We start from the raw sequence: 22757 nt of genomic DNA on the forward strand, positions 1-22757 counted from the left end.
GAGTCAGTCCTCCAGGTGGGTCATCGGAGCGCTGAGGTCGATCTCCCGTACGACGCGATCGGCGAGCAGGACGAAGTCGCCGGTCTGGGGGAGGTAGCAGCGCTCCTCGTAGCGGATGGTGATGCGGCGGACGGGTTCCTCGCCGCGGTAGGCGGGCAGGTCGCCCCACCGGTAGAGCTGGCCCCCGGGGGCCTTGAGGTGACGTAGCCACCGGGGCAGGGGGCTCTTGCGCGTACCGGCGTTGAGCCGGTTGAACATGGCGGTCAGGAAAGCGACGTGCTCGGCCGACCGTTCCTCGTTTCTGTGCGTTCGGCCGTAGGTCTGCTTGAGCTGGTGTAGCCGGTCCGGATCACCGCGGGCCTGGACGAGGAGATCCCGGAGTCGCTGGTCCCAGACGATTCCGAGGTGGCCGTGGAGTACGGGCTCGTCCGTCAGGAAGTAGCCCTCGACGCGGCCGAACTCGCGTTCGTACGGGCACATGTAGTCGTTGTAGAGACCCCGCGTCGCGCCGGAGGCCGTCTCGACCTGCCATTGGATGCGGGCGGTGAAGGGCGCGTCCCACCACCCCAGATGCCAGGGCTGCCACAGCAGGTCGGCGGTGCTGAGCAGGATCACGGTGAGCGCGACCAGTGCGGCGGGCCACCCGAAGGCCGTGTCGTCCCCCGCGCCGGGCAGCAACCCGAAGGCCGTCGCGAGTCCGATGTTGGCCGCGATGTTCTCCCAGAAGAGGATGCCGGAGGCGAGCGCGACGGCGAGGTTGAACAGTGCGGTCGCCACCAGGGTCGCGATCAGCAGCCGGCGGTCGAGGAAGGCGATCAGCCCGACGGCCTCCACGACCATCGTGAGGAGGTTGACGGGGCGGTCCACGACCCTCGCCCGGCGCAGGAGCCGGGATACCGTCCTGGACGGGAGGAATCGCGCCCAGCCCCAGGAGTACGCCGAGGCCATGAGGTAGTGCGTGCGGTTGTGCCAGGCCCAGGACCAGGGGCGCGGCCCCAGACGGGCCTTGCTCCAGGCTGGCTTCACGTAGTGCGACAGCGAGACGCAGCCGAGTACCAGCACCAGACCGGCCGTGGAGTCGGAAGGAGGAGGCGCGAGGACCGCGGTCACGACGAACCAGGCGAGATACGCCTTCAGCAGGCGCACCGGCATCATCGCGTGGTGCTGCCACCCGCGCAGCCTGCCGCAGAACACGGCGATCCACGCCGGCAGGGCGGCAGCCCAGACGACCGAGGCGACGGCGAGGAACAAGAGGAGCAGCTTGTCCCGACGCTGGGGCCCGATGGGCAGCGTGACGGCGTAGTCGCTCGTCGCACCACGCCAGGTCAGCAAGGCGATCACGGAGACGACGAACCCGTGCAGCGGCCCGGGCAGAGGCGATGACCGGAGGGACAGAGGGGCGATGGCCGTGACGGCCGCGATCACGGCCAAGGGCATGGGGTGCCGGGCGAGAGCGCGTACCGCAGGCGAGACGACGAAGCGGTAGCAGGTCACGACGGCGGCCACGACCGCTGCGGTCGCCGCGTACGAGGGAAGCGGGGGAGTCGACATCTCCGGCTACCCCGCGATCGGCGCGGACATCGGCCGACTGACCACCGGCAGGCTCTCCAGGTACGAGGCGATCCGCTCCCGGGGATCGGCGGAGAGGTACTGGTCCCGGTGACGCACGACGTTGTCGCGGAGCGTCTGAGCACGCGCGAGGAAGTCGAGGACGGCTTGCCGTTCGACCCGTGGGGCCGCCGTGCCCAGTCCCGCCTCGTCGACGGCCTTGGCGCACCAGTGCTGGTCGTAGGTGGGCAACGGGATGAGGTGGACCGGTTTGCCGAGGACGAGGGCCTCGCTGATCAGGTTGAAGCCGGCGTTGGAGAACACGACCTCGGAACGGGCCATGTCCGCGATGAACGCCTCGCGGTCGAAGGCGCGGATCTCGACCCGGGTGTCGGCGTACCCGCGCAGCGACCTCAGCTCCGTCGGCTGCGCGTAGATCCGCAGCGTGCGGTCCGGTACGGACTGGCGGAAGACCGAGGCCAGTTCGCGGACGGACTCCTCCGGGCCGTGGTCGAAGTAGCGGGAGAAGTAGGCCGTGGCGAGGGGCTCGGTGGCGAGCGGTGCCGACCGGACGAGGTCCGGAACGACCGGGGCGATGAACTCCAGCCTGTGGTCCTCGGCGTCCAGTGGGACGTAGGAGCAGATGAAGGACCGGTCCACGCGCGGCGCGAAGTACCGCAGTCGCTGCTCGTCGGCCGTACGGGCATACCGGCCGACGGTGGGAAGGTCCAGGTGCCGGTACTTGCTCTGCTGGTCGATGGAGATCAGCGGTCGGCCGAAGTGGTAGGCCAGGCGCGGGGTGTTGGGCTCGTAGTCGGTGACGAACACGTCCGGGACGCCGCTGTTCCGGACGGCGCTGCGCAGCTGGAGGTGCCGGAGGAAGCCTCCGGGCGCCTGCCGGATGTTCGCGCGTATGGCGTCGCGGGCGTGGATCCGGTCACCGCGCGCGAGGAGCGTCGGCATCCAGCCGTCCCAGGCGGCGAACCCGAGGTCCCGGAAGTACTCGGCCCGGTTGGCGCCGTTGGTGATGATCCGGACGCGGTGCCCGCGGTCGCGGAGGAACTGGGCGATCACGCTCTGGCGGACGGTGTGGCCCATGCCGATGCCGTTGACACCGATGATCACGTTGAGCGGCCGTACGTTTCCGTTTCCGGACACGACGATCCCTTCCCTTCGGTCAGGAGAGCCGGGTGATGACGTTGCGGGTGACGGCAGCGACCTGGGGGTCGGTGGCCAGGAGGCGGGCCCAGTCGGTGGTGGCGGCGGAGAAGACCGTGCCGCCTGCGGTGAACACGCCGAGCGTGGCGGCCCGCGGGCTGGGCAGTGGCTCACGGGCGGCGAAGTTCCAGTCCGGGGGGAGTCCGGCGATGCCGAGGATCTCGAAGTCCTTCGGCGTTCCGTCCTGGCCGGTGGGACGCGGGCGGCCTGTGTCGTCGCGCTCGTAGGCCGCGCTGTCGCACTCGTAGCCGATCAGGGCCCCGTCGTGTCCGAGGCTGTCGCCGGTCTTCAGCCCCGCGCCGGAGAAAACCCAGTGGCCGGCGTCGGTGACGATGAAGCCCTGGGGTGCGCGGGTGCCCTCCCAGTGGCCACCGCCGTTGCGGTAGCTCACGCCCAGGAGGGCGTTCTCCGGCTCCGACTCCCACCAGTGGTCCGGGCACCCGTATGAGCTGTCCGGGTCGGTGCCGGCGGGGGCTCCGGGCGGAAACTTGTCGCAGGACAGCCCTCTCCCGTCCGGGGCTACATCGACGCGCCACCAGCAGGTGTTGGCCCCGAAGTTGGCGATGTGGCCGCCGGCATCTCGGAAGGCGGTCACGTGGCGTCGGAGGTCGGCGCTCCAGTACTCGTCGTGACCGGCAGCGACCAGGAGACGGTACCCGTCGCGCAGGAACAGCCCCTCGTGGAGGTCCAGATCGGTGCAGTAGTCGGCCTCGATCCGGTTCCGTTCCATCCAGGCGATGAAGGGGGCGTCCCAGTGCGCGAACGTCTGCCGGGGAGACGACAGGTCGTACGCGTCCGGTAGACCCTTGACCGGTCCGCCGACACCGCCCCCGGGGCGGCGCGTCGTGACCTGGGAGGCGCTGTAGAGGCAGCCGCCGCCAGCCGTGTTGTACGCCTGGTAGGTGAACGTCGGGACCTTGTAAAGGATCCCGCGGCCGGAGGGCGCGGAGGGGGTGACGACCAGGAGGACGCGGCCCTTCCTGGCGTCCAGCGGCGGCGTGCCGGACGCGCGCTCCGTGCCCAACACCGCTATGTAGACACCGGACCGCCACTCCGGGGGTACGAGGAACTCGTACGCCGGCCACTGCCAGTCCGCGTCGAAACGTCCGGGAGACGAGGCACGGCCGGGCCACTCGACGTGCCCCGCGTGCTGCGGCTCGGCTCCCCAGCGGTAGAAGTCGACGTGGAAGCGCGGGGCGGAGGTGGCGATGTGCAGGCGCACCACCTCACCGGCTCGCACGCTCGGCCGGGCCGCGTAGCCGTTGACGGCGGTCACGCGCCCTCCTTGGGACGGGCCACGCCGGCGAGGTGGAAGGGGTCGATCGCCTCGACGCGGGCGTCCCAACCCAGACCGTTCAGCTGGGAGGTGAGCTCGGCGGGGTCTCGGAGCACCTTCACGGCGACGTGGCGGGAACCGTCGGAGAGGGTGCGATGGACGGCCGGCACGGGCGCCGCTTCCACCCGGTCCTCGATCTCCGCCTTCGCCGACGAGTCGTCGAGGAACACCACGCGACCGCCGGGCACCAAGGCCCACCTGAGCAGGTCCCAGAACGGTTCCATCTCCGCCGGCGGCACGTGGCTGAGCCAGAACGCGAAGAACACCGTGTCGTACTGGCGGTCCGGCTCCCAGTCGAAGACGTCCGCCTCGATGAATTGGGTCTCGGTGCCGCGCATGCGGTCGCGGGCCCGGCGGAGCATCTCCGGTGCCGCGTCCAACGCCGTCAGGCTGCGGGCCCGGTGGGACAGCAACCGCGTCCACTGGCCCGTGCCGCAGGCGATCTCCAGGACGTCACCGCCGACCGGCAGCGAGTCCAGGGCCTTCGCGAGTCGCGGCATGTCCATCCGGGTGCTGTACGTGGCGTCGTACTCGTTGGCTCGCGCCTGGTAGTAGGCGATCTGGCCTCCGGACCAGTCGCCCGGATCGCCCTGTCGCTCCTTCGTTCCGGTCACGCTGTGACCACCCCTTTCGACTCCTCACGGAGCGGTGGTGCTCCGTGCCGAGAAGCCTGCCGAGCGGCGCTGGTCAGCGGGCTGTCGTGGTGTCGCACTCGCGGTGCAGCACCGCCGCTGTCCAGGACGACGGGTGCGCCTCGTGCGGGCCTGGCCGGAATGGCCCGGGTGCTGCATCCGTGCTGAACTCCCGTCGCAGCGAAGGCCCTACGCCGCTGGTCAGCCCGCCCTACCCTGTTACCGTCGTCGGTGTCGGTCGAAGGAGCTCAGGTGGCCACAGTGCAGCGCTGGACCGGACGGGAGGCGCGCGCTCTGCGGCTCGCGACGCGACGGAGCGTGCGTGGCTTCGCGTCCTACCTCGGCGTCAGCGACCGGACGGTGTCCAACTGGGAGGCCCGGGGCGAGGAGATCGTCGTCGCACCGGACTCCCAGGCGTTACTCGACACGGCGTTGGAACGGAGCGACGCGGAGGTGCGGCAGCGCTTCTGGGACTCCGTCGGTGTTCCGACGCCCGAGGTCGCGCCGGCGCCGGACGACTACCTCCCGATACCCGTTCCGGAGCCCGGCTTGGTGCACAGGTCTGAAGATCTCGAAGGGCTCGTCTCCGTACTCCGGGAGGCGACGCAGGACGACACCGTCGCCACGGTCGCCCTGTGCGGCCCTGGTGGGTTCGGGAAGACGACGCTGGCCACGCAGGTGTGCCACGACCCCCGCGTACGGGACTCCTTCTCGGAGATCCTCTGGGTGGAGACCGGAGAGGGGTGCACGGCCGCCCGGGTCGTCGAGCTGATCTCCGACCTGTGCGTCCACCTCGACGGCAACCGTCCGTCTCTTGCCGATCCGGAGCAGGCCGGCTTCCACCTCGCCCGTCTGCTCCAGGGACGACGTGCGCTCCTCGTCGTCGACAACGTCTGGTCCGCCACCGACCTCGGCCCCTTCCTGCTCGGCGGCGAGGACTGCGTACGGCTCGTGACCACGAGAAACGTGCGCGTGTGCCCCAGCTCTGCGCGAGTCGTGCGCCTGGGGCCCATGGCGCCGGGGGAGATCCGTGAGCTGCTCGTCCGTAACGTCGGGGCCCTGGACGACGCCGAGGCCGCACGCCTCGCGGGTGTGTGCGGGGGATGGCCGCTGCTCGCGTCGATCGTCGGTGCGAACGTCTCGCAGGAGGTCGGCTTCGGCGCCCCGGCCGGTCGCGCCGTCACGGAGACGAACGCGACGATCCGTGCGTACGGCCCTCAGGCCTTCGACGTCTGGGACTCCGACCAGCGCAAGCACGCCATCGGGCAGGCGCTCGAATCCAGCCTCCGCAGTCTCGCGGAGAGCGTCTCGATCGCCGGCCGCACGGACCTGCGAGACCGGTACCTGTCCCTGGCGGTGTTCCCTCCCTCGGTGCCGATCCCCATGTCGGTCCTCACTCGCTGGTGGGGCACCGCGAACGGGTGGGCCCCCCACGTGGTGCGCCAGTTCTGCCGGGTGCTGTCCGACCGGTCCTTGATCGGCGCCTACCTCGCCGACCGGAACGCCATCGTGCTGCACGACGTGTTCCGGTCCTACCTGCGCCATCTGGTCGGCGGCCAGTGGGCGACCCTTCACCGGTCCCTGATCGAGGCGTACAGGCAGAGCACGGACGGTGCCTGGGAGACCCTCGCCGATGGCGAGGGATACCTGTGGCGTCACCTCCCCTACCACCTGCGCGAGGCGGGCCTCGACGCCGAGCTCGTCAGCCTGCTGGCCTCGCCGACGTACGTCATGCGCAAGGTCGCACTCGTCGGGCACCAGTCGCTGACCGCGGACGCCGCCGTACTCGACGCCTTGCCCAGGTACCACGATGCCGGCCACCCGCAGCACCAGGTGTGGGCCACCGCCCGGGCCCTGACCGGTGCCGGGTATCTGCTGAACGGGCTGGAGAGCCCGGCCGACATCGCCTCGACCCTCTCGATCGTGCTGCGGCGTGCATCCACCCCCGAGGCCACCCGAACCCTGGAAGGCGCTGCGGGGGAGGGGACGGTGCTCGCCCCGAGCTGGCTGTTGCCGCCCCCGGAGGTGAGCTCCGAGGCGGTGACGGAGCGCGGTCACATCGGTGCGGTCGTCAGCGTGTCCGCCGTCCGCGACCTCGTGGCATCAGGCGGCGAGGACGGGGTGGTCAGGCTGTGGAACCTGAACACGGGCAAGCTCCTCCGAGCCCACGAAGCCCATACCGGATGGGTGTTCGCAACTGCGCTCTCCGCGGACGGGATGGTTCTCGCCTCAGCGGGGGACGACGGAGCGATCCGGCTGTGGCGCACGGACACCGGCGAACCCGTCGGGGTGCTGCCCGGGCACAACCGCCGTGTTCGCAGCCTCGCCTTCTCCTCAGCCGACTCCGTCCTGGTATCCGGTGCCGAGGACGGAGCCGTATGCGCGTGGGACCTGGAGCGGCTCGTGCTCCTGCGCACGATGCGAGCGGCAGGTACCCCCGTCTGGTCCGTGGCCATCGGCGGGGACTCCGACTCGCTCGTGGCCGCAGCCGGCGAGGACGAGTTCGTCCGACTTTTCGACCTGCGCACCGGCCGCCTCCTCGACGAACGCGCGGAACACCGGGACTGGGTCCGCTCCGTCGCCTTCGCCCCCGGCTCCCCTCTCTTGGCCTCGGGGTCTGGTGACCGTTCCGCAGCCTTGTGGGACGTGACCGACGGGAAACTCGCGCTCGTCCGCCGGATAGCCGACCTCAAGGCGCGCGTGCGCGCCGTCGCTCTGTCCCCGCATGACGACGTCCTCGTCGCCGCCACCGAGGAGCCAAGGATCCAGGCGTTCTCGGCGGGAACCCCCGTAGGCGAGACGCAGCTCCCACGGGGCGTGGACTGGGTGCGCTCACTCGCTAGAACGGGCGACGGCACCGTGGTCGCAGGGTGCGAGGACGGCGCTGTCCGCGTCTGGACCGTGGGGAAGAGCAGGCTCAGGACTTTGGCCGGCGGCTCGAACACCGTGTGGTCCACGCAGTTCGCGGCCGGCGGACGTACCGCCGTGGTCGGCGACGGGGACGGCGGCGTTGACGTCATCGACACCGCGACCGCGACAGTCAGCCGGAGGCTGCCCGCCGTCCATGGACGCGTCTGGTCCCTGGCCTGCGGCGAGGAGCACGTCGCTGCGGCCTGCGGCGACGGGGCGGTCAGGATCTGGTCACTGTCCGACACGGCCTGGTCGCTCAGCCTGAACCAGGACACCTCGCGTACGTGGGCCGTGGCGATGGCCCGTTCGATGCCTCGTATCGCCGCGAGCACGGGAGACGGACACATCCGGTGCTGGGATCTTCCCGCCGGGACGCTGTTGTGGACTCAGGACGTGCATGCCGGTCGGCTGCGGTCGCTCTCGTTCGACGACAGTGGGGACGTCCTGGCTGCCTGCGGTGGTGACGGCTCGGTGCGCGTGTGGCACGCCCCCACCGGGGAGTTCAGGAGCCGGTTCAGCAGCCCCAGCGGGTGGGCTCGCGCCGTCACCGTGGACGGTCCGGGCAACCGCCTGGCGGTCGGGGCGGGAACCGGAGACATCGCGGTACGGCATCTGGGGACGGACCGGTTCACCTCCCACCTCTCCGGCCACACGGGCCGCATCCTCATGCTTGGCTTCATGGGCGACGAGGACCGCCTCGTGTCGGCTGCGGCGGACGGGACGGTGCGCGTGTGGTCGCTCGGTGAACAGCGACAGATCGCCAAGGTCCGGGTGGACGCCTCACTGCACTGCGCGGCCTTCGAGCCGGCGACGGGTGAGGTGCTGGTCGGGAGTGCGGCTGGCGTCGTGGCCCTGGGGATCATGGACACGTGAGCGACATGCGAAGGGCTTTGGACACCATGACAGAGAAGACCTCCCACGTCTCGGGCGATGCGAATGGAGTGCCGGTCATCCTGAGCAACGAGCCCGGCTCGTTCGCCTGGGGCGTGCTGGCCAAGCGCCACCCTGCCCTCATTCAGCAGGTACGAGACGCCTTCCCATATGGCCGCCAGCAGCACGAGGCCCTCGATGCCCTGCTGGACGAGATCACCAATGGCGTCATCGAGCCGCTCGCCCCTGGGGAGCACGACCGCGAGTGCTGGGCGGACTGGGGGCAGGAGCACTTCGGGCGCTCCTGGTACGAGGCCCCGTTCTTGTGGGCGGAGAGCTACTTCTACCGCAGGCTCCTCGGTGCGGTCGGGTACTTCGGCACCGGGCCGTGGCAGGGAGTCGATCCGTTCGCGCCGTTCAAGCAGGCCGAACTGCGAGGCGAGGCGGTGGAGGAGGAGCTGCGGGCCCTGGACGCGCTCGCGAGCGTTCCGGCGGACGAGCGGGCTGCGGCCCTGCTCCACGCGTCGCTCTGGGGCAACCGGGCGGACCTCGGCTTCCGCGTCTCGGCGGGGGAGCCAGCGGCCGGTGACGCCGCTGTCTCCGCGCTGGTGGCCGACGACAGCGCTGTGCTGTGGCAGCTGCTGCCCGTAGGGGGCTCCTCGACCGTCGCAGTGGTGGCGGACAATGCGGGGCGCGAGCTGATTCCGGACCTGATTCTCATCGACCACATCCTCGAACAGCGGCATGCCGAACAGGTCGTGCTTCACCTCAAGCCGTACCCCTACTACGTCTCCGACGCGATGACGGCCGACGTCGTCGACTGCCTCCGCCGCCTCACCGAGGCACCCGGCGAAGCCAGTGCGATTGGAGGCCGGCTGTGGAAGGCCATGGCAGCAGGAAGCCTTGAGGTCCGTACCCATCCGTTCTTCTGCGCTCCGCTGCCGTACGAGGAGATGCCCGAGGACCTCCGCGGCGAGTTCGAGAGCGCCACGCTCACCATCCTGAAGGGCGACCTCAACTACCGACGCCTGGTGGGCGACCAGCTGTGGGACGCCAAGGCGTCCTTCGCCGATCTCACCGCGTACTTCCCGGGGGCCGTCGCAGCGCTCCGGACCCTGAAGTCCGACGTCATCGTCGGTTTGGAGCAGGAAGTGCTGGACGGGCTCGAACGGTCCGGGGCTGCCTGGCGTACGAGTGGAACGCACGCGCTGATCCAGGTGCGACGGTAGGGGATCTCTGTGACCACCGAGGCCCAGAGAGCAGTCGCCGCTGCTGTCGTCGTTCGGGGCGAGCGAGTCCTGCTTGTGCGGCGACGTGTGGCGGAAGGGGCGCTCTCGTGGCAGTTCCCGGCAGGGAAGATCGAATCCGAGGAGACTCCTGGGGAAGCCGCAGCACGTGAGACCGAGGAAGAGACCGGGCTCCTGGTGGTGCCCCAGAGTGTGCTGGGACAACGGGTGCACCCCATGACAGGCCGGGAGATCCACTACATCGCATGCCGTCCCGTCGGCGGCCAGGCGGTCGTGACGAGTGCTGATGAGGTGGTCGGCCTGGCCTGGGCCACGCACGGCGAGATCCCGCAGTACGTGCCGTACGGGTTGTTCGGGCCGGTGCAGAACTACCTCGATGAGGCTCTGCTCTCGTGAACTCCGTCGCGTCCTTGAAGCGTGAGGTACGCGTTGTCGTTGTCGGGGCTGGAGTGGCAGGGCTCACCACCGCTGTCGTCCTGGCCGAGGCCGGAGCCTTGGTGCATGTGATCGCCGAGCAGGTGCCGGGCGTCACCTCGCTGGCGGCCGGGGCGATGTGGGGACCGTACCTGGTCGAGCCGAAGGACAACGTCGACCAGTGGGGGCAGCGGTCCCTGGAGATCTTCCGCAGGTTGGCGGATGACCCGTCCACGGGCGTCCGGCTCACCAGCGGCATCGAGGCGTCTCGTACGGCCGAGGCACCACCGGAGTGGGCCACCACCCTGCCCGGCTTCCGGCCGTGCGAGCCGGCCGAACTGCCGGCCGGGTTTTCGGCCGGCTACCGGTTCACGGTGCCGCTGATCGACATGCCCACCTACCTCGCCTACCTCCTGCGCCGGCTCGACGCCGCTGGAGGAACGGTCGAGCGGCGGCGCCTGGTCTCGCTTGCGGACGCCGACCCCGCTGCCTTGATCGTCAACTGCACGGGCCTGGGTGCCCAGGAACTGGTCCCGGACCATGACCTGCGGCCCATCCGCGGCCAGCACGTCGTCGTCACCAACCCCGGGCTGACCGAGTTCTTCTCCGAGGACACCGGCCTTTCACAAGACCTGCTGTGCTTCTACCCCCACGGCGACACCGTCGTCCTGGGCGGCACCGCTCTCGACGCGGAGCTGCTGGCGGCGACCGACATCGGGGGACTGGCGCGCGTTACCGGTTTCGGATTCCACGAGGGCCGTCCCTACGCGGTGACGGACCCCATCGAGGGGGAGCCGTTCGAGGACCTGCTCGACCCTGTCGCCAGGCCCCTGACCTGGGAGTCGGTCCGGGCGATCGGCGGACAGGTCATCGAGATCCTCGACGCACTGCACCGAAACGGTCTTCCGCATTTGGACCTCGACGCGGCGACCCTGGTAAGGCGCCACGACGGGCGGGTGGTCGTCGCCGATCCCGGCCTAGGCGTCCACGGCCTGCCGGGCGACCGCGGTGACGCGTACAGGCCATGGACGGCCCCCCCGCCCGCGTACCGCTCGCCCGAGCAGCTCTTCGGCCGGCAGGTCGATCACCGAAGCGACCTGTACGCGCTCGGCTGTCTGTTCTACGCGATGGTCACCGGGGCCGCTCCCGCCCTGACCCACCGCGCCGTGCGCAACGCGTGGGCGCACGGAGGTCCGCATCCCGGGCCGGAGTTCCACTCCGTCCACCCGCCCGGTTTCGACGCGCTCGTCACCGACCTGCTCGCCGCCCGGCCCGAGGACCGGCCCGCCGATGCGCAGACGGTGAAGGCGAGGCTCATGAGCGTGCCCGCGGACGACCCGGAACTGACAGCGGTCGCCGGGACCGTGCTGGCCCTGGATCCGGACGGCACTCGCATGGGACGGGTCCTGCGGGACACCATCGACTCCGTCCTCGATGGTGAGCGGACCGGCCGCTACGACTGGACGGACCTCTTCAAGACGGAGAGGACGCACCTTGGGACGCTGGTGGAGGTCGCCGTCCAGCGCGAGTTCGGGTTCGACGACGGGGACGCGATGGACTACCGGATCGCGGGGGTGGAGGTGGACTGCAAGTACTCCCAGCGGTTCGGTGGATGATCCCGCCCGAGGCCGAGGGCCACCTGTGTCTGCTGGTGTGGGCGGACGACCACGAGAGCCGTTGGAGCGTCGGACTGGTGCGCGCCGCCAGGGAACGGCTCAGCGTCGGCTCGAACCGGGACAGGAAGGCTACGGTCAGGGCCGAGCGCCGCGACGAGATCGTCTGGCTCTGGCGCGACGCGGACCTGCCGGAGAACGTCCTCCTGCACATCCCGGCCGAGGACCGCGCCGCCATTCTCGCGCACGCGTCCGGTCAGCGACGGCTCGACGAGTTGTTCCGGCGGGTGCAGCGGCGCCGGATCGGGCGGAACACGGTCCGTACCGTCGCACAGCAGAAGGACTACATGAAGCGGGTCCGCGGGAACGGCGGGTCGCGCTCCACGCTCCGGCCCCACGGGATCGTCGTCCTCGGCGACTACCGGTCCCATCAGGAGATCGCCCGCGGACTTGGACTTCCCATCCCCCGGGAAGGGGAGTTCGTCAGTGTCCGGCTGGCGAGGGCCGTTCCCGGCGATGACCGGCCCTTCGTGGAGTTCGACGGTGCGCGGTGGTCGGTGGCGTCCCCCGAGGACCCCGTCGTCACGGCGCCCGAACTTCCCTCCAGCCTCGGACGGGTGTGAGACGAAGGGGCGTGAGTAGTCTTCTGTGACCACCGTCACCCCCGTGGCCCGTGATGTCTCTGCGGGGGCGCTTGATCAGCCGCCGGGTTCCGTCGCTTCTTTGGTGAAGGATGGGCTTCAGTGGACTGCGAGAGCCTCGTGTTGTGTGCGGTCGGTATGGAGGAACGTGCTGCCGAGTTCGTGGAGCGGGTGGGGGCGCGGCTGCCCCTCGACCACTCCGTGGGGAGCCTGCGGGTCGCCGACCGGATCGCCGACTGGCTGTGGCGGGGAGGTGCCGAGCGGGAGGCCGTCGCCGGGACCCTGCTCGGGCTCGGCGCGTACGTCGGGGAGGTGCTGGTGCGGGAGGCCGGGGCCGTGTGGGTGGACCCGCCGGACGGGCACCTGATGCGCTCCGTCTTCGCCCACCCCGTCGCCGTGTGGATGCCGGACGGGCGCGTGTGGAACCCGCTCGGCAGGACCATGAACCGTTTCGAGATCGGCCCCAACGAGTCGCTACACCTCTGCTTCCTCACCCTGCACGGGCGGTGGACCGACCGAGAACCGGGTACGGGGCGGCGTGGTTCGTGCAGGACTCAGCCTCGGATTCCAGGAACCGGACGGTGGCCATCGAGATCTGGCCGTGTCGGGCCGAAGCCCACCCCTCGGCCCCGAGGGCTTCGACCGTGACGTACCCGGACGCCGTCGCGTGCAGGGCGGCGTACTGCGCGGGCGACATCGGCTGCGACCTGCTGCTGCCGGCTTCTGGGAGTGGAGGGCGACGGCGAGATCGGTGGCGGCGGCCAGTGCGTCGGGCGCGCTGAGCGCGGTCAGCATGTTGGCTTGTCGCAGATGGCGACCGGCGTCGAGGAGGGTCTCGAGAACACGGCCGGGCGGGTACGGCGGCGTCGCGCGCTCCTCGAATGTCAGCTCGCCGTGGTAGACGATGGCCCACGTCAGATGCTCGTCGGCCAGCTGAGTCTGGGCGGCCAGAACCCGCAGGCGGCTGAACGTGTCTCTGAGAGGCGGGCTTTTGCAGGGAACGGCAGCGAGCTGGTCGTGGCGGCCTGTTCCGCCCGAAGAGGTGCTGGATGGTTGGTTACGACGCTCGTTTGACGCTCTGGGCGCCCTCGCGCCGGGCAGCGAGCTGTGAAATCGGCTCTGACCTGGGAATTCTCAGGAATCGCTCAGCCCGATATCTTTCCGATGACGCACCACGTGGAGTGCGTGGCGATTCTGGAGCCCGTGAAGAAGGACGACTGACCTGAGGTTTTGAGGGTGCGCGGTGTGGGCGTTACGGGCGATGTCCTGACGCCCATTCGACGCTCGTTCTGGTGGGCGGGTCCTGGCTGCCCACCCCGGTGACCCCAAGCGTGTCGGCCCCTACCGGATCATCGGGCTCCTCGGCTCAGGTGGCATGGGCACGGTGTTCGACGGCCTTGACGCCGCCGGTCTACGGGGCGCGGTCAAGGTCGTCCACCCTGCCCAGGCGGACGACGCGGAGTTCCGGGCGCGCTTCCGCCGAGAAGTCCAGCTCTCCGCTCGTGTCCAGGGCCCGTGCCTCGTACCCCTGATCGCGGCCGACGGCGAAGCGCTGTCGCCGTGGCTGGCCACTGCCTATGCCTCAGGGCTCACCCTCGATCGGTACGTCGCCGCGCACGGGCATTCTGACCGGCACGCCAGGATGGATCAGTCCTGAGCACTACCGCACCGGTACGACGGGTCCCGGGAGCGGCCTGTTCGTCTGGGGCGCCCTCGTAGCCTTCGCGGCCACCGGTCGTTGCGCCCTTCGGCGGGGGAGTCCCCGACGCGGTCGCCTACCGGGTCGTGTCCGAGGATCCTGATCTGCGTGGCCTTCCTGGCGAACTCCACGCCATCGTGCGCAGTGCTCTCGCCAAGGAGCCGGGGGCCGGGCCACCGCGTGGGACGCTGCCGAGACATGTGCCGTCCTCCTTGCAGCACAGGCCACACAGGTCGCGCCGACGGGTGCGGAGCCGACACCGGTGGGCGATCTCGTCGCTGCCCGGTGGGACGTCCCCACTCTGGACGGCCCGAACTGGAGACGTCCTGCCCGTTCCGGCAGACGACTCGTCGGCATCGCGGTGGTGGTGGGCACTGGCATAGGTGGCCTGGCGGCTGGAGCGCTGGCCCTGCGGCCCGACAAGACGGAGACGGCTTCGGCGAGTTCCCGTCCTCCCGCCGGCGCATCCCTCGGTAAGACCGCCACCATGGCCGGCTTCCGCTTCATCCGCAGCAAGCTCCCAGGCTGTGGTGGACGCCGCGTCATCCCCTACTCCTGTACTCCTGCTACTCCTGCGAACGCGGACGAGGACGAGGCGACGATCGCCACGTGGCGTGCGGCTCGTCGTGCCGAAGGAGAAGCGGAGATCGAGACCGAGGCCGCGCTCGGGCACGACCTCGGCTGCGGCATGGGCGAGGAGTGCCGCTACAGCGGTCAGTACGACGTGGGCTACGCCCCGTCCCGGAGAGAGAGCTCTGCATAGCCATCAGTGGCCCGGCCGTGGAGTCACGGGTTGTGCAGGGGGTGGCCGAGAACGCCTGCCTCGCCTTGCGCATGAGGGCGGGCATCTACAAGTCCCTTCCGTACGACGAGTACGTCCTGGTCGACAACACCACGGTCACGGTGCCGACGATCGTGGGGGAGGACGATTTCCGCGCCGACACCGGCTGCATCACGCAGACCATCGACCGCATGGCTGCGTAGGTGAGAAGGGAGAACGTCTGTAGACGAGTTGCAGGAGCGGTCGTTTGTTGCCGATGTCTCGGATGTTGATGGGATTGGGCAACGCTGGTCCGGTGTGCCGGCGCCAGTCGATGGTCCACAGAGGTTGCCATGCCTCGCTTGGCGGGCGTCGTCTCTCAGCGCTGGACGGCCGCCTGTGGGGTGGCAGCACCGTTCAGGCAGTGGTCGAGGAGTGCGTGCATGCGCGGAACGGGGAGGGCAGGGTTGGCCGCAGCGCCCTCGGCGGTGCGGGGGTCGGCAAGGAGGTCCTCCAGGGCTTCCGGTGACTGATTCGGGTTGGTGGCCGCTGCCCGGCGCACCGAGGCGTCGGGGTCCTCCAGCGGAGGGACGGGCAAGGCGGGATCGGCCGCGGCCAGGGCCCGTACCTCGGGATCCGGGTGGTCGATGAGGTGAGCCCGGCCGGTGCGGGGGAACGTGGGCAGGTCCAGCAGGTACGGACGGTGGACCGGGCGGGTGACGAAGACATCCAGAAGGAGGTGCGGCGGAGCCAGCGGGTGGTGGCAGGCCAGCCGGATCCTCACCTCCTCGTCGTCGTCCTGCGCGAGCGTCTCGGCGAGTTCCGCCGACAGGCCCGGCCAACTTGCCGCAACCCGGCGGAGTACCGGCTCCTCGGACACCGCGCAGGCGGCGAACCAGTCGGGCGACGGCCCGACGTCCGGCTCAATAGGCGACCTGGTGAACGGCTCGCCGATCGGGCAGGTGCAGTCAGGGCCGTGCCCGAGGACCTGATCGATCGCCCGGTACTCCGCCCAGGTACGGGGGAAGGGGTGGAGGCGCGCGGACATCCGCACGTCCTCGTCCGGGTCCTCTCTCAACTCCGCCACCAGGTCCGGTCCTACGTCGGGCCGGGCGGCGACCGACGCGCGGACCGCCGCGTCGGGGTGGCGGGCGAGACGGGCGAGGGCGTAGGCGGGGATGTGCGGGTTCCGGGCCATGGGGAGCACCGTGCCGTCCGTGAAGCACTGCTCGACGAGCGCGGGGGACAGAGCACACGTGTCGAACACGAATCGGTTGCGCGAGCCGAAGGACGGCAGCATGGCCTCCACCCGTTCCGGGTCCAGCCGCCAGTTTCTGTCCTGTGCCGCTTCACGGACCGCGGGGTCCGGATCGTCGAGCAGCCCCGCCCGCTGGGCCGGGGTGAGTGACTCCCACCGCCAAGTGGCCCGTATCCGGAGTTCGGGGTCCTCGCTGCCGGCCATGGAGCGGAAGGAGGACAGCGGGATCTGCCGGGACGAGTCGAGCCTCCCGATGATCTCGTTCACGGTGACCTTGCCGTCCACGCCCGCGTCCTGGGCGGTCAGGAGAGTCACGAGGATGTCGTCCGGCAGCGGTCGGACCCATCGGAGATAGTGACGGGGGCCTGTGGCGAGCCACCCGCGGACGACCCCCGACGGGTCCGTCGCCAAGGGGGCGAGCCGCGCCGGGTCGACGTACCGGTTGCGGGCGAGCGCGCGGCGGATGACTCCCTCCGGATGGCGCAGGGCAGCGTCGATGACGGCGTCAGGCAGGTCACGACCCTCGCACATCAGCAGGCCGGCTTCACCGGCCGCTCGATCCAACAGGCGTACCAATACGGTGGAGGGCGCCCCCCGATTGAAGGCGAGGCCGCGCAGCCACAGTTCACGCAGGGAGTCGAACACCGCGCCATTCTGCCACCTTGCCTCCTGAACCGGGGCGCCCGCATACGACCGCGGCGGCGCTTACCGGGGCTCCCCCTGCAGGGCTTCAAGCCACGTAGCGAGGGTCTTGCTCATGACGCGCACGCTGACCGTACCCGGCACACCGACAGGCTCCACATCCACCTCGCCGGGGGAATGCGCGTCATTCGGGGCAAGTCAAGAAACCGGGCGTTGCTGAAACTCGGCGGCACCGTCTTCCGTGCCCACGGGGTGTTCTCGCCCTTGGTCGACAAACGCTCTCGCCGCTGACCGGCAAAGCCAACCGCACTGCCGCCGACTCCGGGCAGGAGCCGAGCCGGCACCCCACCGAAGAAGGACTGGCCGCGGCCCGGATCCCCAGCGTCGGCAAGCGTGAAGTCAGAGTGGTGACCGAGGCGGTCCACCAGCTCTTTGTCGACTGGAACGCCAACTCCCGTCTGTTCGAAGCCCCCCGCTGCATCAGCGGCGAGAACACCGGCATCGGCTGCGCTCCGCACGAAGGCGTGAGGTACGTGTGGGCCACGAAGCCCGAGTGGGACCAGAGCACGCGGGAGGAGGGGGGCAGAGGCCGCCGGTGTGGCCTGCCGGACCGTTCTCGCGGAATCCCGCGCGGGGCGAGGACGGGGCTACGCGCAGTACGCCGTGGCGGTCCTCGACGGCGCTGGAAGCACGGAGTTCCTTCGCCGGGGCACGGCCGGCAGCTGTACGAGCTGACCTTCACTCGGCCCTCCACGGTGGTGTCCGGTCGAGGTCAGCCGAACGCGACGTTTGCAGAATGGGAAGGGACTTGGCGGGTGCGGGAGTGAGGTGGCTCTGACCTGCACGGACGCACTTGGCATGGGGTACTCCCGAAAACTTCGGGCGTTTTTGGGGCGGCAGGTCCGCTCGCTGGGCCTCTCCCCGGACGGCGGCATCGTGGAGAACACCGGCGACCCGTTCGCCTTCGAGACGCCCTACTGGTCGGGTAGCCGGCGGGTGATCCGGAGGGGGAGGAGGAGCCCCATGCGCTTCCCTTTCGCCCTCTGGAACCGGGCAATGCAGCCCTGTGGGCTTCCCCGGCTTCCTTCTGGAAGGCCGGCCCGCCCCGGCGGCATCGGCCTGGGATAGGTTGATCATTCACATCTGCAAGGGGGGGGCGACGGTGGCCGGTCCTGCTCCGGACGTCAAGTTCATCGCGGAGGGCGGAACATCTGTCCGCCCCAGCAGACCGAGCCCACCTGATACCTCTCGCCCGACCTGGAGCGGCGCCGGCTGCGTGACGGCAAGGTCCGTCGTCGTCGAAGAAGAGCGAGCGGTCGAGGGCGTCCTTCGCCTCCGCCGTCATCGCCGCTGACACGGGCGGAGAGCGGCCGGAGAAGGCGGGGAGTACGGAGAAAATACAGAACCCGTGCAGCCTGCTCCGCGATGTTGGTCCTTCGGCCCCGCGATCCGGGGCCTGGTGGAGAGGAGCGAGCATGGGGAAAGCGCGGGACGCCGTACTCGACTACGCCGCGGGCACCTTACGGCTGCTACCCGGCCAGGCCGCGGTGACCTCCGCCGTGCTCCAGGGGCCGCCCGCCGCCCTCCTGGAGCGGATTCCGCAGCTGGTGCGCGGTTTCGCGGGCGAACGGACCGACAGCGGGGCCCTGTTCCGCGCGGCGGCCGGGCTTCCCGGGGAGACGGTCGTCCCGGACCGGGCCGCCGGGGCGGACGACGGGCGCGGCTGCGCCCTGGTGCAGTCCCTGCCCGCGCTGAGCCGGGAGTCGGCGGGCGGCGCGATGGCCTCCCGCGCGGACCGGCTCACCGAGGCCGCCGACCGGCTGCACTGGGAGCTGGCCGAGCGCGGGGACCTCCGCGAGGGCTCCGCCGCCGGGCGCCTCGCCGCCCGGTACGCGCTCTGCTACGCCGGGGCCGCCTTCCTCTGGCTGTGGCGGGCGGGCGGGGAGAACTGCCTGGAGTGGACGTACGAGGCCGTGGACGCTGTCCTGGGGGCACTGAAGGACCCCGCTCTCGTGCCGGACGTCTCGGCCGCGCTCGCCCTGCTCCCCACCTGATGATCGCCGGCAGCCGTGCTCAGGCGGCGAGTTCACCCGCCAGGACCTGCTGGAAGGTGCGGGTGAGCAGCGGGCCGGGGTCGACGCCCAGCCGGTCGGCGAGCAGCTCCCGGCCGGAGTGGAACTGGAGCAGGGCCGCCGCGGGCTGGCCCGCACGGCACTGGGCGGTCATCAGCAGGCAGCGGAACCGCTCTCGCAGCGGGTGCCGGGCCACCAGCCCGGTCAGTTCGGCGAGCAGGCCGTGCGGCAGCCCGGTGACGAGCTCCGCCTCGGCCCGGTCCTCCAGGGCCGTCAGCCGGGCCTCCTCCAGCCAGGGGCGTTCCTCCTGGGCCAGTTGCTCGGTGGTGTCGGCCAGGGCCTCGCCCTGCCAGAGGTCGAGCGCCGAACGCAGGACGGCGGCGGCCCGTCGGGCGTCTCCCTGCCGCAGCAGCGTGCCGCCGAGCGCGGCGCGCTCCGCGAACAGGCGGTGATCGCAGGTCAGTCGTCCCGGGGTGGCCGACAGGCGGTAGCCGCGTCCCACCCGTTCCAGCCGGGCGGCCCCGTCGAGCGGGGCGCGCAGCCGGGAGGCGTAGGTGTGCAGCTGGGCGACGGAGCGGGCCGGGGGGCGCTCGCCCCACAGGGCGCGGATCAGGCGGCTGTCGGGAACGACCCGTCCCTCGGCGAGCAGGAGTGCGGCGAGGACCGTGCGGGGCTTCGCGCCGCCCAGGGCGTTCTCCGCGTCCCCCGACGCGGCCCGGATGCGGACCGGTCCGAGCAGTGCTGTCTCCAGGAAGGGCGTCATGGGGAGAGACCGTAGGAGGACGGGTCATTCTCCCGGTATCGGCCGCTTATCGGCGGTCCGGACCGCCCGCTCGGACGGGGCCCGCTCCCTCTGTCGAACATGCATCCCAAGACATTATGATCATGACAACTTTCAGGGAGGGGGGCCCGGGTTGGCGTCGATACGGTTCGGTCTGCTCGGGACACTCCGGCTGACCTGCGAGGACCGGGAGATCCGGCTCGGCGGGGCCCGTCAGCGTGCGGTGCTGGCCCTCCTCGTCCTGCGGCACGGCCGCACGGTCTCGGTGGACGAGCTCGCCGAGACCGTCTGGGACGGTTCGCCGCCGCCCACCGCCCGGACCCAGATCTCCATCTGCGTCGCCCAGCTGCGCAAGCTGTTCCGGGAGGCGGGCGTCGACGGCGAGGCCATCGTCACCTCCCACCCCGGTTACCGGCTCGACACCGAGGGCCACGGACTCGACCTCGTGGACTTCCTCTCGCTGACCGGACACGCCTCCGCGCTGGCGGGCTCCGGCCGCACGGCGGAGGCCGCCGACGCCTACCGGCGGGCCCTCGCCCTGTGGCGGGGACCCGCCCTGGACGGCCTGACCGGTTACGCGCTGGAGCAGGAGGCCTGCTGGCTGGAGGAGCAGCGGCTGACCGCGCTGGACGGTCACGCCGAACTCCGGCTCGCCCTGGGCCGCCACCAGGAGCTCACCGCCGAACTGGCCGCCCTGGTCAGGGAGCACCCGCTGCGGGAGCGCACCCGGCACTCGCTGATGCTCGCCCAGTACCGCTCCGGCCGCCGCGCCGACGCCCTGGAGACCTTCCGCACCGGGCACCAGCTGAGCATCGACGAACTGGGGCTCGAACCCGGCACCGCACTGCGGGAGCTGCACAACGCGGTCCTCTGCGAGGACCCGGCCATCGCGGCCCCGCCGACCGTCTCCGAGCCCGTCGCGGCTGTCGCACCGGTCGCGCCTGCCGTGCCGGTCGCACCCGTCACGGTCGAGGAGCCGGAGGGCCGGCCGGAGACCTCGCCCGCGGACTTCCCGGGCGAGGCCCCCGCCCCGGCCGACCGCCGGCCCGCCCCGGCCCTCGCCCCGTCCGACCTTCCCCCGAACATCCCCTCCTTCACCGGCCGCACCGTCGAGACCGAGGTTCTCGACGCCCTCCTTGACGGCCGCCCCGACGGCGAGCCGCCCCGGGTCGCCCTGGTCACCGGGGTGGCGGGGATCGGCAAGACCGCGCTGGCCGTGCACTGGTCGCACCGCGCGGCCGCCTCCTTCCCGGACGGCTGCCTCCATGTGGACCTGGGCTCCGCCCCGGCCGCCCCCGGCGAGGTCCTGGGCCGCCTGCTGCGTTCGCTCGGCGCGTCCGGCGACCGGTTGCCCGACGACGAGGTGTCCCGGATCTCGCTCTACCGCAGGCTGCTGCGTGGCCGCCGGGTCCTCGTCGTCCTGGACGACGCCTCCTCGTTCGCGCAGGTCGCCCCGCTGCTGCCGGCCAACGGCGGTTGCTGTGTGGTCGTCACCAGCCGGGAGAGCATGGAGGAGCTGGTGCTGCGGCACGGCGCCGTCCGGGTGCCGCTCGGGGTGCTGGACCGGGCCGACTCCACCGCCCTGCTCGACCGGATCGTCACCGGCGGCCGTACCGCCGCTTCCCGCGCGCAGACGGCCCGGCTGGCCGAACTCTGCGACGGACTGCCGCTCGCCCTCTGCATCGCCGCCGCCCGGCTGGCCACCCGCCCGCACTGGACCGTGCGCCGCCTCGCCGACCGGCTCGCCGACGAGCACCGCCGCCTGGACGAGCTCAGCCTCGGCGGGAGCCGGGTCCGGGCCAGCTTCGAGCTGAGCCACGGCTGCCTGTCGCCGCGCCTCGCCTCCGTGTACCGGCGGCTCTCCCTGCTGGACGTCCCCGACGTGCCGGCCTGGGCCGTGGCCGCCCTCCTGGACTGCCCCGTGGAGACCGCCGAGCAGTACCTGGACGAACTCACCGACGCCCACCTCCTGGAGGTCTCCGGTCCGGACGCCACCGGCCAGTACCGCTACCGCTTCCAGAGCCTGCTCCGCCTCTACGCGCGCGAACGCGCCCAGGAGGATCCCGACCGCCCGGCCGCCGAGGCGGCCCGGGACCGGGCGCTGCACAGCTGGCTGACCGTCGCCGAGGCCGCCCACCGCCGCGAGTACGGCGGCGACCACTCCGTGGTGCACGGCCCGGCCCCCCGCCCGCACGTCGACCGGGACCTCCTGGACGACCTGCTGGCCCGTCCGCTGGACTGGTTCGACTCCGAACGCCACTGCCTGGTGGCGGCCGTCACCCAGTCCGCCCGGCTGGGACTCGCCGCGCTCGCCTGGGACCTGGCCGCCTCCACCGTCGGCTTCTGCGAGATCCGCAGCAACACCGACGACTGGCGCCGCCTCTGCGAGGAAGGCCTGGCGGCCTCCCGGGCCGCCGGGGACCGGCAGGGCGAGGGCGTGATGCTCGGCGAGCTGGGCGCCGCCCTGCTCTACCGGGGCGAGTCGGAGGCCTCGGTCCGGCTCCTGGAGGAGGCGGACGGCGTACTGCGGGCCGGCGGAGAGGTCTACGGGGCCGCGCTGAACGCCTGCAAGCTGGCCGTCGTGGTCCGCCAGCGGGGCGACGCCGGCGCGGCACGCGCGCTCCTGGACGGGGCGCTGCCCGCGCTGCGGGCCGCCGGGGACCTCTCCGCGCAGGCCCACGCGCTCAACAACCTCGCCCAGATCGCCCTGGACGCGGGGGACCCGGAGGAGGCCGTGCGCCTCGGCCGGGAGGCGGTCGCGCTGGCCCGGGGGCTGGGCGCGACCCGGGGCGCGGCCCAGGCCTTCCACCGACTGGGACGGGCCCTGCTGGCGGCCGGGCGGCTGCCGGAGGCGGAGGAGGCCCTGACCGAGGCGGCCGGGATCGTCCGCGCCAAGCACGACCGGCTGGGCATGGCCTACGTCCTGCTGGGTCTGGCCGAGGCCCGCCTGCGGGCCGGCCGCGCCGACCGGGCCGACGAGGACCTCACCGCCGCGCTCGTCCTGGCCGAGGAGACCGGCAGCACCGTCCTCATGGGCCGCCTGCACCTGCTCCGCGTCGAACTCGAGGAGGCGCGGGCACCGGGCGCGGAGCTCCCGCAGGAGGCCTGACCCGGGC

Annotated in this window: 16 protein-coding genes and 2 pseudogenes; 12 read left to right on the plus strand and 6 right to left on the minus strand. The window is 71.4% G+C overall.

Annotated elements, in window-relative coordinates:
* Positions 1 to 3 precede the first annotated feature (3 nt).
* From ACFYUS_RS27705 to ACFYUS_RS27720, 4 genes are read right to left on the minus strand one after another with little or no spacing between them, the layout of a single operon-like run.
* On the minus strand, positions 4 to 1551 hold the full coding sequence (locus tag ACFYUS_RS27705; protein ID WP_388857607.1) for a hypothetical protein: 1548 nt from the start codon (positions 1549 to 1551) through the stop codon (positions 4 to 6).
* A 6-nt stretch (positions 1552 to 1557) separates the two neighbouring features.
* The gene (locus ACFYUS_RS27710) at positions 1558 to 2706 is read right to left on the minus strand and encodes a glycosyltransferase family protein (protein WP_388857610.1); all 1149 of its coding nucleotides are present in this window, start codon (positions 2704 to 2706) and stop codon (positions 1558 to 1560) included.
* Between the two features lie 19 nt (positions 2707 to 2725).
* Entirely contained in the window at positions 2726 to 4042 is a 1317-nt protein-coding gene (locus ACFYUS_RS27715) for a N,N-dimethylformamidase beta subunit family domain-containing protein (RefSeq protein WP_388857613.1), read from the minus strand.
* A complete protein-coding gene (locus ACFYUS_RS27720) occupies positions 4039 to 4716 on the minus strand; it encodes a class I SAM-dependent methyltransferase (protein ID WP_388857616.1) in 678 nt (225 codons plus the stop codon). The genes ACFYUS_RS27715 and ACFYUS_RS27720 overlap by 4 nt, the downstream gene beginning before the upstream one ends.
* A gap of 270 nt (positions 4717 to 4986) precedes the next feature.
* On the opposite strand from ACFYUS_RS27720, the gene ACFYUS_RS27725 reads away from it, so the two are divergent.
* The 9 genes and pseudogenes from ACFYUS_RS27725 (at position 4987) to ACFYUS_RS27765 (ending at position 15112) form a co-directional block, all read left to right on the plus strand.
* Positions 4987 to 8517: an NB-ARC domain-containing protein gene (locus tag ACFYUS_RS27725; protein WP_388857619.1), complete on the plus strand. Its 3531-nt coding sequence runs from the start codon at positions 4987 to 4989 to the stop codon at positions 8515 to 8517.
* Between the two features lie 26 nt (positions 8518 to 8543).
* Positions 8544 to 9743, plus strand: a complete 1200-nt coding sequence (locus ACFYUS_RS27730; protein ID WP_388857623.1) for a damage-control phosphatase ARMT1 family protein — start codon at positions 8544 to 8546, stop codon at positions 9741 to 9743.
* A 3-nt stretch (positions 9744 to 9746) separates the two neighbouring features.
* Positions 9747 to 10157: an NUDIX domain-containing protein gene (locus ACFYUS_RS27735; RefSeq protein ID WP_388857701.1), complete on the plus strand. Its 411-nt coding sequence runs from the start codon at positions 9747 to 9749 to the stop codon at positions 10155 to 10157.
* 14 nt (positions 10158 to 10171) lie between these two features.
* A pseudogene (locus ACFYUS_RS27740) lies at positions 10172 to 10888 on the plus strand (FAD-dependent oxidoreductase); the annotation flags it as partial.
* Between the two features lie 9 nt (positions 10889 to 10897).
* Positions 10898 to 12411, plus strand: a pseudogene (locus tag ACFYUS_RS27745) (NaeI family type II restriction endonuclease).
* A gap of 156 nt (positions 12412 to 12567) precedes the next feature.
* Positions 12568 to 13077 (plus strand): hypothetical protein, encoded by a 510-nt coding sequence (locus ACFYUS_RS27750; RefSeq protein WP_388857626.1) that lies wholly within the window; start codon positions 12568 to 12570, stop codon positions 13075 to 13077.
* Positions 13078 to 13804: 727 nt separating this feature from the next.
* Positions 13805 to 14086, plus strand: a complete 282-nt coding sequence (locus ACFYUS_RS27755) for a hypothetical protein (RefSeq protein ID WP_388857628.1) — start codon at positions 13805 to 13807, stop codon at positions 14084 to 14086.
* Between the two features lie 529 nt (positions 14087 to 14615).
* Positions 14616 to 14891: a hypothetical protein gene (locus ACFYUS_RS27760; RefSeq protein WP_388857631.1), complete on the plus strand. Its 276-nt coding sequence runs from the start codon at positions 14616 to 14618 to the stop codon at positions 14889 to 14891.
* A gap of 32 nt (positions 14892 to 14923) precedes the next feature.
* Positions 14924 to 15112 (plus strand): hypothetical protein, encoded by a 189-nt coding sequence (locus ACFYUS_RS27765; RefSeq protein WP_388857633.1) that lies wholly within the window; start codon positions 14924 to 14926, stop codon positions 15110 to 15112.
* 155 nt (positions 15113 to 15267) lie between these two features.
* On the opposite strand, the gene ACFYUS_RS27770 is transcribed toward ACFYUS_RS27765, so the two are convergent.
* Positions 15268 to 16791, minus strand: coding sequence for a hypothetical protein (locus ACFYUS_RS27770; protein WP_388857635.1), 1524 nt, complete (start codon positions 16789 to 16791; stop codon positions 15268 to 15270).
* A gap of 855 nt (positions 16792 to 17646) precedes the next feature.
* Between ACFYUS_RS27770 and ACFYUS_RS27775 the strand changes: the two genes are divergently transcribed.
* Together ACFYUS_RS27775 and ACFYUS_RS27780 are read left to right on the plus strand one after the other, a co-directional pair.
* Complete coding sequence (locus ACFYUS_RS27775; RefSeq protein WP_388857704.1) at positions 17647 to 17916, plus strand: DUF6928 family protein; 270 nt, start codon at positions 17647 to 17649, stop codon at positions 17914 to 17916.
* A gap of 347 nt (positions 17917 to 18263) precedes the next feature.
* Entirely contained in the window at positions 18264 to 18842 is a 579-nt protein-coding gene (locus ACFYUS_RS27780; RefSeq protein WP_388857638.1) for a hypothetical protein, read from the plus strand.
* 19 nt (positions 18843 to 18861) lie between these two features.
* Here the strand turns inward: ACFYUS_RS27780 and ACFYUS_RS27785 are convergent, their stop codons facing one another.
* On the minus strand, positions 18862 to 19623 hold the full coding sequence (locus tag ACFYUS_RS27785; RefSeq protein WP_388857641.1) for a BTAD domain-containing putative transcriptional regulator: 762 nt from the start codon (positions 19621 to 19623) through the stop codon (positions 18862 to 18864).
* A gap of 151 nt (positions 19624 to 19774) precedes the next feature.
* On the opposite strand from ACFYUS_RS27785, the gene ACFYUS_RS27790 reads away from it, so the two are divergent.
* Positions 19775 to 22750 (plus strand): BTAD domain-containing putative transcriptional regulator, encoded by a 2976-nt coding sequence (locus ACFYUS_RS27790; RefSeq protein WP_388857644.1) that lies wholly within the window; start codon positions 19775 to 19777, stop codon positions 22748 to 22750.
* Positions 22751 to 22757: the final 7 nt, after the last annotated feature.

Origin of the sequence: Streptomyces sp. NPDC004284 (genome assembly GCF_042874035.1) — a bacterium.
GTDB lineage: Bacteria > Actinomycetota > Actinomycetes > Streptomycetales > Streptomycetaceae > Streptomyces.

Bases quoted from the DNA above. Each gene is read 5' to 3' on its own strand.
- ACFYUS_RS27755 (WP_388857628.1), top strand. From the start codon at position 13,805: ATGGGCACGGTGTTCGACGGCCTTGACGCCGCCGGTCTACGGGGCGCG.
- ACFYUS_RS27780 (WP_388857638.1), top strand. From the start codon at position 18,264: ATGGGGAAAGCGCGGGACGCCGTACTCGACTACGCCGCGGGCACCTTA.
- ACFYUS_RS27750 (WP_388857626.1), top strand. From the start codon at position 12,568: ATGGAGGAACGTGCTGCCGAGTTCGTGGAGCGGGTGGGGGCGCGGCTG.
- ACFYUS_RS27705 (WP_388857607.1), bottom strand. From the start codon at position 1,551: ATGTCGACTCCCCCGCTTCCCTCGTACGCGGCGACCGCAGCGGTCGTG.
- ACFYUS_RS27785 (WP_388857641.1), bottom strand. From the start codon at position 19,623: ATGACGCCCTTCCTGGAGACAGCACTGCTCGGACCGGTCCGCATCCGG.
- ACFYUS_RS27775 (WP_388857704.1), top strand. From the start codon at position 17,647: ATGGGGTACTCCCGAAAACTTCGGGCGTTTTTGGGGCGGCAGGTCCGC.
- ACFYUS_RS27760 (WP_388857631.1), top strand. From the start codon at position 14,616: ATGGCCGGCTTCCGCTTCATCCGCAGCAAGCTCCCAGGCTGTGGTGGA.
- ACFYUS_RS27730 (WP_388857623.1), top strand. From the start codon at position 8,544: ATGACAGAGAAGACCTCCCACGTCTCGGGCGATGCGAATGGAGTGCCG.